The organism is Pseudomonas sp. HN8-3 (genome assembly GCF_020790195.1).
Classification (GTDB): Bacteria; Pseudomonadota; Gammaproteobacteria; order Pseudomonadales; family Pseudomonadaceae; genus Aquipseudomonas; species Aquipseudomonas synxantha_A.
Genome location: NZ_CP086206.1, coordinates 3032233 through 3045604 on the forward strand (window position 1 = coordinate 3032233; position 13372 = coordinate 3045604).

Annotated in this window: 12 protein-coding genes; 8 read left to right on the plus strand and 4 right to left on the minus strand. The window is 59.9% G+C overall.

Annotation, left to right across the window (positions count from 1 at the left end; genetic code table 11):
- Positions 1 to 97: 97 nt before the first annotated feature.
- Genes LJX92_RS13250 through LJX92_RS13260 form a run of 3 tightly spaced genes read left to right on the plus strand, consistent with a single transcriptional unit; the run spans position 98 to position 3259 of the window.
- A complete protein-coding gene (locus LJX92_RS13250; RefSeq protein WP_228308372.1) occupies positions 98 to 973 on the plus strand; it encodes a transporter in 876 nt (291 codons plus the stop codon).
- Between the two features lie 22 nt (positions 974 to 995).
- A complete protein-coding gene (locus LJX92_RS13255) occupies positions 996 to 2150 on the plus strand; it encodes an MFS transporter (RefSeq protein WP_228308373.1) in 1155 nt (384 codons plus the stop codon).
- Entirely contained in the window at positions 2147 to 3259 is a 1113-nt protein-coding gene (locus LJX92_RS13260) for a class II histone deacetylase (RefSeq protein WP_216091400.1), read from the plus strand. The genes LJX92_RS13255 and LJX92_RS13260 overlap by 4 nt, the downstream gene beginning before the upstream one ends.
- On the opposite strand, the gene LJX92_RS13265 is transcribed toward LJX92_RS13260, so the two are convergent.
- Both LJX92_RS13265 and LJX92_RS13270 read right to left on the minus strand, forming a co-directional pair.
- Positions 3249 to 4388 carry a glycerate kinase gene (locus tag LJX92_RS13265; protein ID WP_228308374.1) on the minus strand — a complete coding sequence of 380 codons (1140 nt, stop codon included), beginning with the start codon at positions 4386 to 4388 and terminating at the stop codon, positions 3249 to 3251. The genes LJX92_RS13260 and LJX92_RS13265 overlap by 11 nt on opposite strands.
- Positions 4389 to 4488: 100 nt before the next feature.
- Positions 4489 to 5604: a sugar diacid recognition domain-containing protein gene (locus LJX92_RS13270; RefSeq protein ID WP_228308375.1), complete on the minus strand. Its 1116-nt coding sequence runs from the start codon at positions 5602 to 5604 to the stop codon at positions 4489 to 4491.
- Between the two features lie 161 nt (positions 5605 to 5765).
- Between LJX92_RS13270 and LJX92_RS13275 the strand changes: the two genes are divergently transcribed.
- Together LJX92_RS13275 and LJX92_RS13280 are read left to right on the plus strand one after the other, a co-directional pair.
- Positions 5766 to 7076: an MFS transporter gene (locus LJX92_RS13275; RefSeq protein WP_228308376.1), complete on the plus strand. Its 1311-nt coding sequence runs from the start codon at positions 5766 to 5768 to the stop codon at positions 7074 to 7076.
- A gap of 179 nt (positions 7077 to 7255) precedes the next feature.
- Complete coding sequence (locus LJX92_RS13280) at positions 7256 to 8128, plus strand: hypothetical protein (RefSeq protein ID WP_103735147.1); 873 nt, start codon at positions 7256 to 7258, stop codon at positions 8126 to 8128.
- Positions 8129 to 8152: 24 nt separating this feature from the next.
- Here the strand turns inward: LJX92_RS13280 and LJX92_RS13285 are convergent, their stop codons facing one another.
- A complete protein-coding gene (locus LJX92_RS13285; protein WP_223018334.1) occupies positions 8153 to 8857 on the minus strand; it encodes an SDR family oxidoreductase in 705 nt (234 codons plus the stop codon).
- A gap of 101 nt (positions 8858 to 8958) precedes the next feature.
- On the opposite strand from LJX92_RS13285, the gene LJX92_RS13290 reads away from it, so the two are divergent.
- The 3 genes from LJX92_RS13290 (at position 8959) to rarD (ending at position 11968) form a co-directional block, all read left to right on the plus strand.
- On the plus strand, positions 8959 to 9861 hold the full coding sequence (locus LJX92_RS13290; RefSeq protein ID WP_148853353.1) for a LysR family transcriptional regulator: 903 nt from the start codon (positions 8959 to 8961) through the stop codon (positions 9859 to 9861).
- 81 nt (positions 9862 to 9942) lie between these two features.
- The gene (locus LJX92_RS13295) at positions 9943 to 10959 is read left to right on the plus strand and encodes an aldo/keto reductase (protein WP_005788244.1); all 1017 of its coding nucleotides are present in this window, start codon (positions 9943 to 9945) and stop codon (positions 10957 to 10959) included.
- A gap of 127 nt (positions 10960 to 11086) precedes the next feature.
- Positions 11087 to 11968: an EamA family transporter RarD gene (gene rarD, locus LJX92_RS13300; protein ID WP_032875435.1), complete on the plus strand. Its 882-nt coding sequence runs from the start codon at positions 11087 to 11089 to the stop codon at positions 11966 to 11968.
- A 54-nt stretch (positions 11969 to 12022) separates the two neighbouring features.
- Here the strand turns inward: rarD and LJX92_RS13305 are convergent, their stop codons facing one another.
- On the minus strand, positions 12023 to 13252 hold the full coding sequence (locus tag LJX92_RS13305; RefSeq protein ID WP_228308377.1) for a dermonecrotic toxin domain-containing protein: 1230 nt from the start codon (positions 13250 to 13252) through the stop codon (positions 12023 to 12025).
- Positions 13253 to 13372: the final 120 nt, after the last annotated feature.

A 13372-nucleotide genomic window follows, 5' to 3' on the forward strand; every position in this document is an offset into this window, starting at 1 on the left:
CTCGCCCTTTCAACTTAAGCCTTTGCCACGCTCGTTTTCACGGTCGCGGGCAACTGTTGCCCGTTTTTTGGCTGCCCCTTACAAGAGACGCCTTGCCATGATTCATTCACCTCTACGCAAGATCACAGTGTTGCTTGGCGGCACGCTGCTCAGCCTCGACAACCAGGCTGCCGACCTTAACGCTCGGGACTTTTTTGGCGCACCGGCGGGCACCAGCCTGGGGGTGGTGTACCTGCCCGCCACCCGTGCCGGCGATTTCCATGGGCCCGCCGACAGCACCGGCAAGGCCGACCTCAAGGTCAACGCCCTGGCCTACCGCCAGGTGTATTTCACCGACGCCTGCGGCACGCTGTGTACGCCGCAGTTCATCCTGCCATTTGCCGACATTACGGCGCGCTTGCCCGGCACTGAGCAGCGCACCCGCGAGCGCGGCCTGGGCGATCCACAAGTGGGCGGCACGCTGTTTTTCATCAACGACCCGGCATCGCGCACCTACAGCGGCCTGTTGAGCCTGATCACCGTGCCTCTAGGTGAGTACCACAGCCAGAACCCGGATGTGTCCCCGGGTGCCAACCGTTGGGGCGCCACCTTTGTCTACAACTACACCCAGGGCATCGGCGATAACTGGGTGGTGGAAGCCAACCTCGAAGCCCAGTTTTACGCCAAGAATGACGACTATTTTGGCAGCGAACTCAAGCAAGCCCCGCTGTATCGCCTGCAAGCCTTTGCGTCCTATGACTTCAGCGCCGCCACTTACGGGGCACTGCGCCTGATCCAGGCGGATGGTGGTGCGCTGCGCATCAACAATCTCCGTATCGACGATACCCACAAACGCTACACGCAACTGGGCCTGGAACTGGGGCATTGGCTCGACACCCAGAACCAACTGATGGTCAGCCTTTCGCAAAACGTCGCTGCCTCCAACGGCTATGCCGGGACCGAGGCATTGCTGCGTCTGGTCCATGTGTTCTGATCCCCATTCCTGGAGTTTGAAAATGCCTACTCAACCCTCTGCGGCAAAGGCACGGCTGGCAGCAATCGTGCTGTTTGCCGCCATCACCCCGACCATCCTGATGACCGCACCCGCCGTGGCCGCGCAGTTGGCCAGCGAATGGCAACTGAGCCCGGCACGCATTGGCGATTTGTTTTCCGTGGAGCTGGGCGCGATGAGCCTGGCGACCTTGCCTGCCTGGTGGTGGCTCAAGCGCGTTGACTGGCGCACCGCGGCCCTGATTGCAGCGCTGCTGTTTATCGTGGCCAATCTGTTGTCGATGCGCGCCGACACCTATGCAGCGTTACTGGCGCTGCGCTGTGCCAGCGCCCTGGCCGGCGGCTCATTGATGATCCTCTGCTTGGCCAGCGCCGCCACTACCGCCAATCCCAGCCGTGTCTACGGGCTGTGGGTGATGGGCCAATTAGTCGTCGGTGCACTCGGGCTGATCGTACTGCCGGGCTTGTTCGAGCGGTTTGGACTGAACGCCTGCTACCTGATCCTGGCAGGCTTGATGACCCTGTTGCTGCCTCTGGCCCGGGCGTTTCCCGCTGGCAATGCCACGGCACCGGCAAACCACGGCCCTTCATTGCCTGGCTCGCGCTGGAAAGCCGCGCTGGGGGTCGGCGCGGTCCTGGCCTTTTACATCAGCCTGGGCGGTGTCTGGACCTTTATCGGTGCCTTGGGCGCCAGTGTCGGGATTTCCCCGCAACACAGTGGTGAGGTACTCGCCATCGCAACCGTAATGGGCATTGCCGGCGCCGCGAGCGCGTCGCTGATTGGCGGGCGACTGCCCCGAGCAATTCTGTTGCTCGGGGGTTATGCGCTGATGGTGGCGGCTGTGCTGCTTTTGCTCGGCGAGCCAGCGCTGCTGCGTTTTGCCCTGGCGGCGCTGCTGTTCAAGTTCACCTGGACGTTCATCCTGCCGTTGGTGCTGGCCTGCCTGGCCGCCCTTGATCACAGCGGCAAACTCATGAACGCCTCCAACCTGGTGATCGGCGGTGGCCTGGCCATCGGCCCGGCGATTGCCGGCCGCCTGATCGAGGCCAGCGGCGGGTTCACCCTCCTGCTGCTGGGCGCTGCCGTCATCACGTTGCTTTCCCTGGTGATGATCTTCACCAGCCGTCCCAATCACCTCACCGAACTGGAGCCGGTATGAACCGAACCACCGCATTTTTCTTCGATGAAATGAGCCTGTGGCACAGCGCAGGTGCGCACGCGCTGACATTGCCCGTAGGCGGCTGGGTACAGCCGCCGGCTGGCAGCGGTCATGCCGAATCCCCGGAGACCAAACGTCGCTTGAAAAGCTTGTTGGATGTGTCTGGATTGACGCGTCATCTGCACCTGCTTAGCGCACCGCCGGCCAGTGAAGCAGACCTGCTACGGGTGCACAGCAGCGCTTATCTGCAACGCTTCAAGGCCCTGAGCGATGCTGGCGGCGGCGAGCTCGGCCCACAGGCGCCGATTGGGCCGGGCAGCTACGAGATCGCGAAACTGTCTGCGGGCTTGACCATCGCCGCCGTAGACACGGTGCTCAAGGGTCAGGCGCACAATGCCTATTCCCTGTCTCGGCCGCCTGGGCATCACTGCCTGGCAGACAGCGCCATGGGCTTCTGCTTTCTCGCCAATATTGCCATTGCCATCGAAGCGGCCAAGGTCCATAACGGGCTCGGCAAAGTCGCAGTGATCGACTGGGACGTGCACCACGGTAACGGCACGCAATCAATCTTCGAGGAGCGCGCCGATGTGTTGACGGTTTCACTGCACCAGGACGCTTGCTACCCACCGGGCTACAGCGGCGAACGGGATCGTGGCCGGGGTGCCGGTCTGGGCGCCAACATCAATATCCCGCTGCCACCGGGCAGTGGTCACGCAACCTATGCGCATACGATGGAACGCATTGTGCTGCCCGCCCTGGAGCGTTTCGAGCCAGAGTTGATCATCATCGCCTGCGGCTATGACGCCAATGCCGTCGACCCACTGGCGCGCATGTTGCTGCACAGCGAATCGTTCCGGCTGATGACCCGCAGCCTGCGCGAGGCAGCCGAGCGTTTGTGCCAGGGCCGTCTGGTGCTGGTGCATGAAGGCGGTTACAGCGAAGCCTACGTACCGTTTTGCGGGTTGGCGACTCTGGAGGAATTAAGCGGCGTGCGCACCGCGGTGCAAGACCCAATGCTGGAGTTTGTGCAATTGCAGCAACCCGGTGCGGCGCTGCAAGCGTTTCAGGAGCAGTGGGTGGAGCGGTTGGCGCAGGGGGTCAGCGATTAGCAGCAAGGCGCCACACCCGCGCAATATCCGCGGCGCGCTCGCGCAACAGGCGTGGCGCCTCGCTGCAGGCTTGTTCCAGGCTCATTGGTCCCGACGGTAGGGCAAATGCTGCATCCACACCGTGGGCATACATCTGCTCGTAACCGTCGCCCAAGGTGCCTGCGATCACAATGACCGGTACGCCGTGCTGGCTGGCGATGCGCGCTACCCCGAACGGGGTCTTGCCGCGCAGGGTCTGAGCGTCGAAGCGGCCTTCGCCAGTGATGACCAGGTCGGCGCCGCGTACGGCGTCTTCGAGGCCGACCAGTTCGGCGACCACCTCCACGCCCGGACGAAATTGCGCACCGAGGAATGCCTTGGCCGCGAAGCCCAGACCACCGGCAGCACCACTGCCGGGTTCGTCGCGCACATCCTTGGGCAGCACCTGGGCGCAGTGGTGGGCGAAATGGTCAAGGGCGGCGTCCAGTTGTGCCACCTGCTCGGGACTCGCACCTTTCTGCGGGCCGAAAATCGCTGAGGCACCGTGAGGACCGCACAGGGGGTTATTGACGTCAGCAGCGATCTCAAAACGCACCTGCGCCAAACGCGGGTCGAGCGTTTCAAGGCTAATACACGCCAGGCGCGCCAACGCCAGCCCACCCGGGGACAGCGGCTGACTTTCTGCGTCAAAAAGTTGCACACCCAGGGCCTGCATCGCACCAGCCCCGCCATCGTTGGTAGCACTGCCGCCAATCGCCAGGATAATACGCTGCGCCCCCGCATCCAGGGCGGCGCAGATCAACTCCCCGGTGCCATATGTTGTCGTCGAACACGCGTCGCGCTGGCCGGGCGCGACCAGTTGCAAACCACTGGCCTCGGCCATCTCGATAATCGCGGTATGGCTGTCGGCCAACCAGCCCCAACGCGCCTCGACTTCGTCTCCCAGTGGGCCTCGCACGGTTTGCCGGCGCAACTGGCCATTGCACGCGGCAAGTACCGCATCCACCGTGCCCTCACCGCCATCGGCCATCGGGCATTCGACCAACTGCGCATCCGGCCAGACCTGGGCCAACCCTTCGGCAATGGCCTGGGCCGTGCCTGCGGCACTGAGGCTGTCCTTGAACGAGTCGGGGGCGATGATGATCTTCATGATGGGCTTTCTCCGGTTTTTATAATGCCCATGCTGCCAGTTGGCCTGGGCAATGACGCCGGTCCGATGCACAAGTGCAGGTGGGGTTTGTTGGTCATTTCTACAAAGCCTGCGCCTCCAGAGGCTGAGGCAACAACTGCACGCCCAGGTATAAGGTAAGCATACCGTCGAGGGTCAGCGGGTCGACGCCGCTGAGTTCGGCAATACGCTCCATGCGGTAACGCAAGCTGTTGTGGTGGATGCCCAAGGCATCGGCACACGCCTGGCTTTGCCCGTCGTGCTCGCACCAACTGCGCAAGGTCGCCAGCAGTTGCCCATTGCTATCCTTGGCCAGCACCTTGCGCAATGGGTTGAGCAGCTCGTCCAGCGCGTCGTCGTTTCGATGACGCCAGAGCATGACCGGCAGACGATAACGGGTGAGGGTCAATAGGCGTGTTTGCGGCAGGAGATCGCGGCCATAGGCAAGTAGATCACTGACCCTGCGGTAACAGCGGCGCAGCCCTGGCAAGCCATCCGCTTGCCCGCCAACCGCAACACGCAGGATAGTCCAACCCAGGCCGTCGAGCTTTTCCAGCAAACGCGGATTATCGACCTGCACAGCGGCAGGCCGGCACCACAGCAGGGAGAACTGCGCAGGGCTGACGCACCAACTGTCGGGATAGCGGCTGGTAAGCCAGGCACTCAAGGCTTCTGCCGATTGGCCCGGGCCCAGTTCGAACAGGTATGGCGTGCGCGCCAGATGCGGTTTGAGGCCCAGTTGCCGGGCTTCGTCCACCAGGCGGGGGGAGTCGCCATTGTCGGCCAGCAGCAAGGCCAGCAAATCATCGCAACGCTGGCGTCGCCATTGCTGCTCAGCTTGCTGATGGCGGTGGCTGACCAACATTTCAGCCGTCATACGCACCAGTTCGGCATAGGTGCGCAGGCCATCGGGTTCGCCGGTAATTCCCAGCACGCCGATCAGCCGCTGATCGTGCATAAGCGGCAGGTTAATGCCCGGTTGCACGCCCTTGAGATGCTTGGCGGTCTGCCCGTCGATTTCCACCACCCTGCCATTGGCCAGGACCAACTGCGCCCCTTCGTGACGAGTATTGATACGCTCCGGCTCACCGCTGCCGAGGATCAGGCCCTGGCTGTCCATGACGTTGACGTTATACGGCAGGATTGCCATGGTGCGATCGACAATCTCCTGCGCCAAGTCATGATCCAACTCGAACATGGGGCTAATTTCCTGAAAAGACGGGTTGTTCACCGGCACAGCGCAAAGGCGGCTTCGCTGTGCGCCGGCACAAAGACAGTCGCCCATCACGTCGCCGAGACTGTTGGGGCGGTCAACGTTACCCTCGCGCCGCGAAAAATCATAATAAAGAGAGAATCCCCATGTCACAGAGCGCTACTGCCGCACTGGCCAGCGATGACGATAAAAACGCCATCTACAAGCGCATTACCCTGCGCCTGATCCCCTTCATCTTTATCTGCTACCTGTTCAATTACCTCGACCGGGTAAACGTTGGCTTTGCCAAGTTGCAGATGCTCGATGCGTTGAAGTTCAGCGAAACCGTATACGGCCTGGGCGCCGGGATTTTCTTTATCGGCTACGTGCTGTGCGGCGTGCCGAGCAACCTGGCACTCACCCGGTTCGGCCCACGGCGCTGGATCGCGTTGATGATGATCGTGTGGGGGACGCTGTCTACCTGCTTGCTGTTTGTGACCACGCCGACGCATTTCTACACCTTACGCCTGTTTACCGGTGCCGCTGAAGCCGGCTTCTTCCCCGGCGTGGTGCTGTACCTCTCGCAGTGGTTCCCGACCTTCCGCCGAGGGCGGATCATGGCGCTGTTCATGTCGGCAATCCCGGTGTCCGGCTTGCTCGGCAGCCCGTTCTCTGGGTGGATCCTCAACCACTTCGCAGCCGGCCAAGGTGGCCTGGCGGGCTGGCAGTGGATGTTCCTGCTGCAGGGCATCCCGACTGTGATCCTCGGCGCCCTCGCCTACTTTCTGCTCAGTGACAGCTTCGCCAATGCCAAGTGGCTCAAGCCCCATGAACGCGCAGTGTTGGAAGCCGACCAGGCCACGGACCTGGCGAACAAGCCCGCAACCACCAGCGATTCGCTGGCCGAAGTCTTCAAGAACCCGGCGATCTGGGCGTTCGGCCTGATCTACTTCTGCATCCAGAGCGGCGTGTATGCGATCAACTTCTGGCTGCCTTCGATCATCAAGAACCTGGGGTTCAGCGACAACCTGGTGATTGGCTGGCTCAGCGCGATCCCCTATTTGCTGGCGGCGGTGTTCATGCTGCTGGTGGGCCGCTCCGCTGACTTGCGCAAGGAACGCCGCTGGCACTTGGTAGTGCCGATGCTGATGGGCGCCATCGGCCTGGTGATTGCGGTTAACTTCGCCACCACCCCGGCCATCGCCATCCTTGGCTTGACCATCGCCACCATGGGTGCACTTACCGGCCTGCCAATGTTCTGGCCGGTGCCCACCGCCATGCTCAGTGCCGGTGCCGCAGCGGGTGGCTTGGCGTTGATCAACTCCATGGGGCAGATGGCGGGGTTTCTCAGCCCGTATATCGTCGGTTTTGTGAAAGATGCCACTGGTTCAACCGATGTGGCGTTGTACCTGCTGGCGGCGGTGATTGTGGGTGGGAGTATGTTGGCTTTGCGGATGACGCGTGCGCTCAAGGTTTAACCTCCATGGGACGGCGCAGATGCTCTTGGAAGGCGTGAGGGTGTTTGCGTCGGCACACGCTGCCTTGAATGGAATTAAAGGCTTGCTTTTTATACCTGTCACTTTTGACAGTATTCAAATTTTTGGATCGCATTTAGCCTTCACTGTGAATTCATTTCACTTCTTGAAGGGCTATCGAGATGATCAGTAAAACAGCACAGGGCACCCAAGGTAAGTTAACAGTCACAGTAGCAGGCGCGCACAACCTGACCTTCCAAGGTGACGCGGATAAAATGGATATGTACCAGGAGCCAAATGGAATATGGCATTTGGTGGCGACAAAACGTCTCTCGCCAGAGCCCAACCATTTTTATGGCATTGATATTTATCTTCCCGCTGAGCTACCGAGTGACGAGACCGAACACAGCTATAGCTTTGCCGATGGGCACGCCAGGTTGCTCTTTTCTGCGTATGAAAACTCGGGCATTTCTCCCTATTGGGCAACTGCCGGGGAGATAACAGTGTCATTCGACGGTGAACGGATGCAGGCGTCTTTCTCGGGTAAAGCGCAGTTTGGTAGCGATAAACAAATAACGCTGACAAAAGGTGATGTCGACCTGACAGGCGTGTCAATGGTTCACAGCGCCCAGTATCCGGCCAAGGGTGAACTGGACCTGACTTTCGAGGGTGGGCCGCTACCGGGTTCTTACTCTTTCAAAACCGACCTGCGGATTGATAGCTCCGACTTCGGGGGCCACCGCCCGGATCGCCGAATCTTCATGGGCGACTATTACGATGACGGCTTGCCGCGGACTCGGAATATTTTTGCCATCGTGGTCTATAACGACGCGAAGGGATTGATCCATGACCTGGCCGGCAATAATGACGTCCGCGTTCAGTTTCAACGACTCGACACTTATGGGACGGTGACAGCCCATGCTGGGGTGCTGAAACTGAACGAAGAAGTCACTGACGAGCATGGCTCGGGTGAGTTTGCCTGTTCCTTTCGAAGAAATGACGGGCCTGAGTTTACTGCCATAGGGACGTTTACACTGGACAAGGCCCGTCATTAACCAAAGGGCACCGGCGGTGGGCGGTTACAGCTGCCCGCCGCCGTCGATATCGATGATGCTTCCCGTTATAAAGCTGTTCTCCATGGCCAGCACATACCCCGCCGCCACTTCTTCAGCCTGCCCTACCCGGCCAACCGGCAATGCCCCGCCTGCGTTGGCAAACATCGCCACGCGCTGCTCTTGCGCCAACCCGGCATAGGCCGGGGTGTCAATCACGCCCGGGCTGATGACATTGACTCGACGTGGCGCCAGTTCCTTGGCCAGTTGCTTGCCCAATGCTTCGGTCGCAGCGTTGATGCCGGTCTTGATGAACTGCCCCGGTGCCAGCTTGCGCCCCAACTGACCGGAAGTCAGGCTGATGCTGCCGTGTTCATTCAGGAACGGCAGCGCCTGTTGAATCGCACGCAGCGCGCCCCAGAGTTTCACATTGAAATTTTCCTGGGCTTCGTCAAGGTCGGTTTCGATCAGGGGCTTGGCCCGCACCGAAGGGCCCGAGGTGTAGACCAGGTGGTCAAAATGCCCCACCGTTTCGAACAATCGCTGCAACGACGCGCTATCGGTGACGTCCACCGGTTCGCTGCGTGCGCCTTTCTCGATGCCGGAGGTCAAGCGACGCCCGGCCAGCACCACGTGCGCGCCGCGAGCGATGGCCGCCTGGGCCACTGCCGCGCCGATACCGCTGCTGCCGCCAATAACGATGACGGTTTTACCGCTCAGAGAAGAGACCATGTGAAAACTACCTGGATAAGAAAGTGAGCCTTCATCTTCCCAGCTTGGCAATCGGCGAAAAATCCGGGTAAAACGACAAGATCTTTAAAGGATTTTTATCAATGGGCTCGATTCTCGACCTTGAAGTCTTTGTGCGCAGCGCCGACACCGGTAGCCTGACCGCTGCCGCCCGTAGCCTCGGCCTTACCCCAGCAGCGGCCAGTATTGCCCTCAAGCGTCTTGAAACCCGGCTCGGCATCCGCCTGCTTGCCCGCTCCACCCGCAGCATGCGCCTGACCGAAGAAGGCCGGCGTTATCTGGACAGTGTGCGAGTGGCGCTGGAAGCCCTGTCCGAAGGCGAACATGCCATCAAGCAACAAGGCCAAAGCCTCAGTGGTTTATTGCAATTGGCCGCTCCCTCGGACTTTGGCCGCAATGTGCTGCTGGGCTGGCTGGATGAGTTCAAGCTCGAGCATCCGAACATCCGCCTGCAATTGTTACTCAACGACAGCAATGCCGATTTGTTTCGCGACACCGTCGATATCGCCCTGCGCTTTGGCGTGCCGAGGGATTCCAGCCTGGTGGCGCTGCCGGTGGTGCCCGGCCACCAGCGCATCGTCTGCGCCAGCCCCGACTACCTGGCGCGCTACGGTGCACCGCAGGTGCCTGCAGATTTGGCGCAGCACAGTACGCTGCGCTACATGCGCCGCGGGCAGGCCAATAGCACCTGGTATTTCCGCCAGGGCACACTGCTGCAGGAGGTCGAAGTCAGCGGCGACTACCTCAGCGATGACGGCGAAATCGTTCGGCGCTGGGCGCTGGCCGGCCATGGCATTGCCTATAAAGCCAACCTGGATGTGGCCCGAGACGTCCAGGCCGGGCGGCTGGTGCCGCTGCTTCCCGACTGGCAAGGCGAACCCACGCCGTTCAACCTGATGTGCCCTCACCGTCTGCAAGTATCGGAGCGGGTGAAAGTGCTGCATCGTTTTTTACAGGCCCGCTGCCAGACATTGCTGCGCGGATGAAGAAATGCGCCCAGGGCTTGTTCCAGAGCCGTCGGGTCTGGTATTGCATGACTCACATTTGCCTGCAATGAGGAGCTTTGCATGATTTACCGCACATTGGGCCAGTCCGGGTTGAAAGTCAGCGCACTGACGCTCGGCACCATGATGTTTGGCGAACAAACCAGCACCGAAGACTCGCTGCGTATCATCGACAAGGCCTGGGACCAGGGTATCAATTTTATCGACACCGCCGACGTCTACACCGGCGGGCGCTCCGAAGAGATCGTCGGCGAAGCCATTGCGCGCAATCGCCAGGATTGGGTACTGGCCACCAAGGTCGGCTTCGGCCCCGCCGATGGTTTGCCCAACCGCAGCGGGTTGAACCGCAAGCGCATCTTCAATGCGTTGGAAGCCAGCCTTGCGCGCCTGGATACCGATTACCTGGACATCTACTATCTGCACCGTGAAGATCACGACACGCCTTTGGAGGTAACCGTGTCGGCCATTGGCGACCTGATCCGCCAAGGCAAGATCCGCTACTGGGGCCTGTCCAATTATCGCGGTTGGCGCATCGCTGAAGTGATTCGCGTGGCCGAGCGCCTGGGGGTAGATAAACCCATTATCAGCCAGCCGCTGTATAACATCGTCAACCGCCAGGCCGAGGTCGAGCAAATCACAGCGGCGGCAGCCTATGGTTTGGGTGTAGTGCCTTACAGCCCGCTGGCACGTGGGGTGCTCAGTGGCAAGTACGCACCTGACGTTACACCCGAGCCAGGCAGCCGTGCCGCGCGCCAGGACAAGCGCATCCTGGAAACCGAATGGCGGGTGGAATCGCTACGCATCGCCCAGCTGATCCAGCAATACACCCAGGGACGTGGCGTGGGGATTGTAGAGTTCGCAATTGCCTGGGTGCTTAATAATGCGGCAGTGAGTTCGGCGATTGTGGGGCCGCGTACCGAGGCGCAGTGGGATGCCTACACTCGCGCGCTGGACGTAAACATCACGCCTGAGGATGAGGCCTTCATTGATTCGCTGGTCACGCCCGGGCACTCGTCCACTCCGGGGTTCAACGACGTGGGCCATTTTGTTTCCGGCCGCGTGGCGTTGCGAGCGGGCTGAAATCTGCCTGATAGCATGGAGATTAAAATGTGGGTGGGAGCAAACTCCCGCCCACATTCTATTTCTCGCAAAAAACGCCATACTCCCCTCCTGGAACTGGATATGAATCGGCTTTCGCGAGGACAGTGTGTCTAAAGGTGTGGTGTTATCGGTCTTGGCCTCGGTGTTGTTTGCCGTGATGTATTACTTCACGTCACTGCTCACACCGTTGAGTGGTCTGGAGATTTTCGGCTGGCGCATGTTGCTTACAGTACCGTGCATGACGGTGTTCATGATCGTCAGCGGCGAGTGGCGGCGGGTGTGGGAACTGTTGCGGATGTTGGCGGCCAAGCCGCGCCTGATCGCCGGGGTGCTGGTGTCTTCTGCCTTGCTCGGCGTGCAGTTGTGGCTGTTTATGTGGGCGCCGCTGAATGGGCGCAGCCTGGACGTGTCCGTGGGGTACTTCCTGCTGCCGCTGACCATGGTGCTCACCGGGCGCCTGGTCTACGGCGAGCGGTTGTCAAGGTTGCAACAGATCGCCGTGGTGTTTGCCGCGCTGGGCGTACTGAACGAGTTGTATCAGGCTGGTGGTTTTTCCTGGGCAACGCTGGTGGTGATCATAGGCTACCCGGTGTATTTCGTGGTGCGCAAATACCTGACCACTGATCATTTGGGCGGGCTGTGGCTGGATATGGCGTTGATGCTGCCGGTGGCCTGGTGGTTTGTGCAGAGCGGCGAACAGGGTTTTGCGGTGCTCGATGTGCATCCCAAGCTATACGGGTTGATTCCGATGCTGGGCTTGATCAGCGCTTCGGCGCTGGTGAGCTACATCATTGCCAGTCGCTTGCTGGCCTTCAGCCTGTTCGGGCTGCTGAGCTACGTAGAACCGGTGCTGCTGCTGGCGGTGGCCCTGCTGTTGGGCGAAGGCATCCAAGGCGGGCAATGGCTGACCTATATCCCGATCTGGCTGGCGGTGATGGTGCTGGTGTATGAAGGGTTCAAACATCTAGTGCGTCAGCACCGAGCTTGAGTGGCTGGATGGAAACGGCGCAATGGCGTGGGGTATCCATTCCCCTCTGTCGAGTCAGGTCCTGACTTCGGTCGTCGGTAATTCAGGCGTACCTACGCTTTGTTCAATAACGTTGGCTGTGTTCTCCAACCTTTTCCTCCACTTACCGTAATGGGGGATGTTGCTCTGGATTTGACTGCCCACCCTTTCCAAGTTGGCATCCATCTCTGCCTTATCAACACCAAACACCTTGCCGACACGATTGTCGTGATTCAATTCAAGCAGTGTTCCTTTGATGGGGTCTTTCAGGATGGTTTCGATGGAATTCGCCACGTTGTCAGGAAGACCCAGCGCTTTCAACGCGGTGGCGAGGCCATGCCCAGGACTTCTGAGTTGCTTCAGGAACTCGTCGTAAAGACCCATTAGGTCATTAGCGCGCACGTTGTCCAGGGAGACACTGGTTATTTTCTTGCGGAACTCGTTGAAGGTCATGGGTTCAAGCGGTTTGTTTTGGTTCAACCCGTTTTGGACGAAATAAAATCTCCTCGCCTTGGCGTCCTTTTTTTGGCCGCCGCCTTGCAAGTTTCCATAAGCGTCGTAGCTATAGACGATGGCTTCTCCATCTGGCCGATACCCGACATAAAACGCCTTTCCATCTGGTTCCAGTTTATAGAGCTGCGTTCGCACCAGCCCGTCGACCTGAGCGAGTGGGACCGAGGCGTCTTTGTTCAACCGCTCGAAAATATCCCCCCGCTCATGGCCGAAACTACCCACGACCGCATTAATATCGCCAGCCGCGAACTCGCCGAACTGCTTGTTGACCCGTTCCTGCTGTTTGGGTGCTTCAGGATTGGAAAAATGCTGGGTAAATCGCTTTCGCTCAGTCGGGTCATTGGCTACGTCCTTGAGCCAGGCCGTCATTTCCTCTGCATCCTTGAACTCATGAAACGAGGTCACGTCATCTTCCGGCATATAAAGGACGAGATTAGGCCCATCTTCGGTAGGCAGCACCCGCTTGATCACCATCATGTCATTGGACTGGGCGCCATCAACCGCGAATGTCGAGACCTGCACTCCGGGCGCACCCGGTTTGTTGGGTGAGACCACAGCCTTCACCAACTGATAACCCTCGGCACTGAGGGTGTCGCCCAGGAACTCGGTTTCGCCATCATCCAGAAACTTCTTACGCGCCTGATTGACCAGGTCTGCATCATCGGATGAACGCACATAGCGAACTGGCTCGGTCTGTTCCGCTGGTAGGCTGGGCTCGATCGGGCGTTGAGGGGTAGGACAATTCACATTCATAAGCGGACCTCTTCGGAATGGAAGCGCAGGTTTTTCTGCGCTCCTCGCCTCTGTGTGATATTTGAAAAACCATTTGTTCCTATTTCACCGCCCGGCAATTACAACCCGATATAACAGACA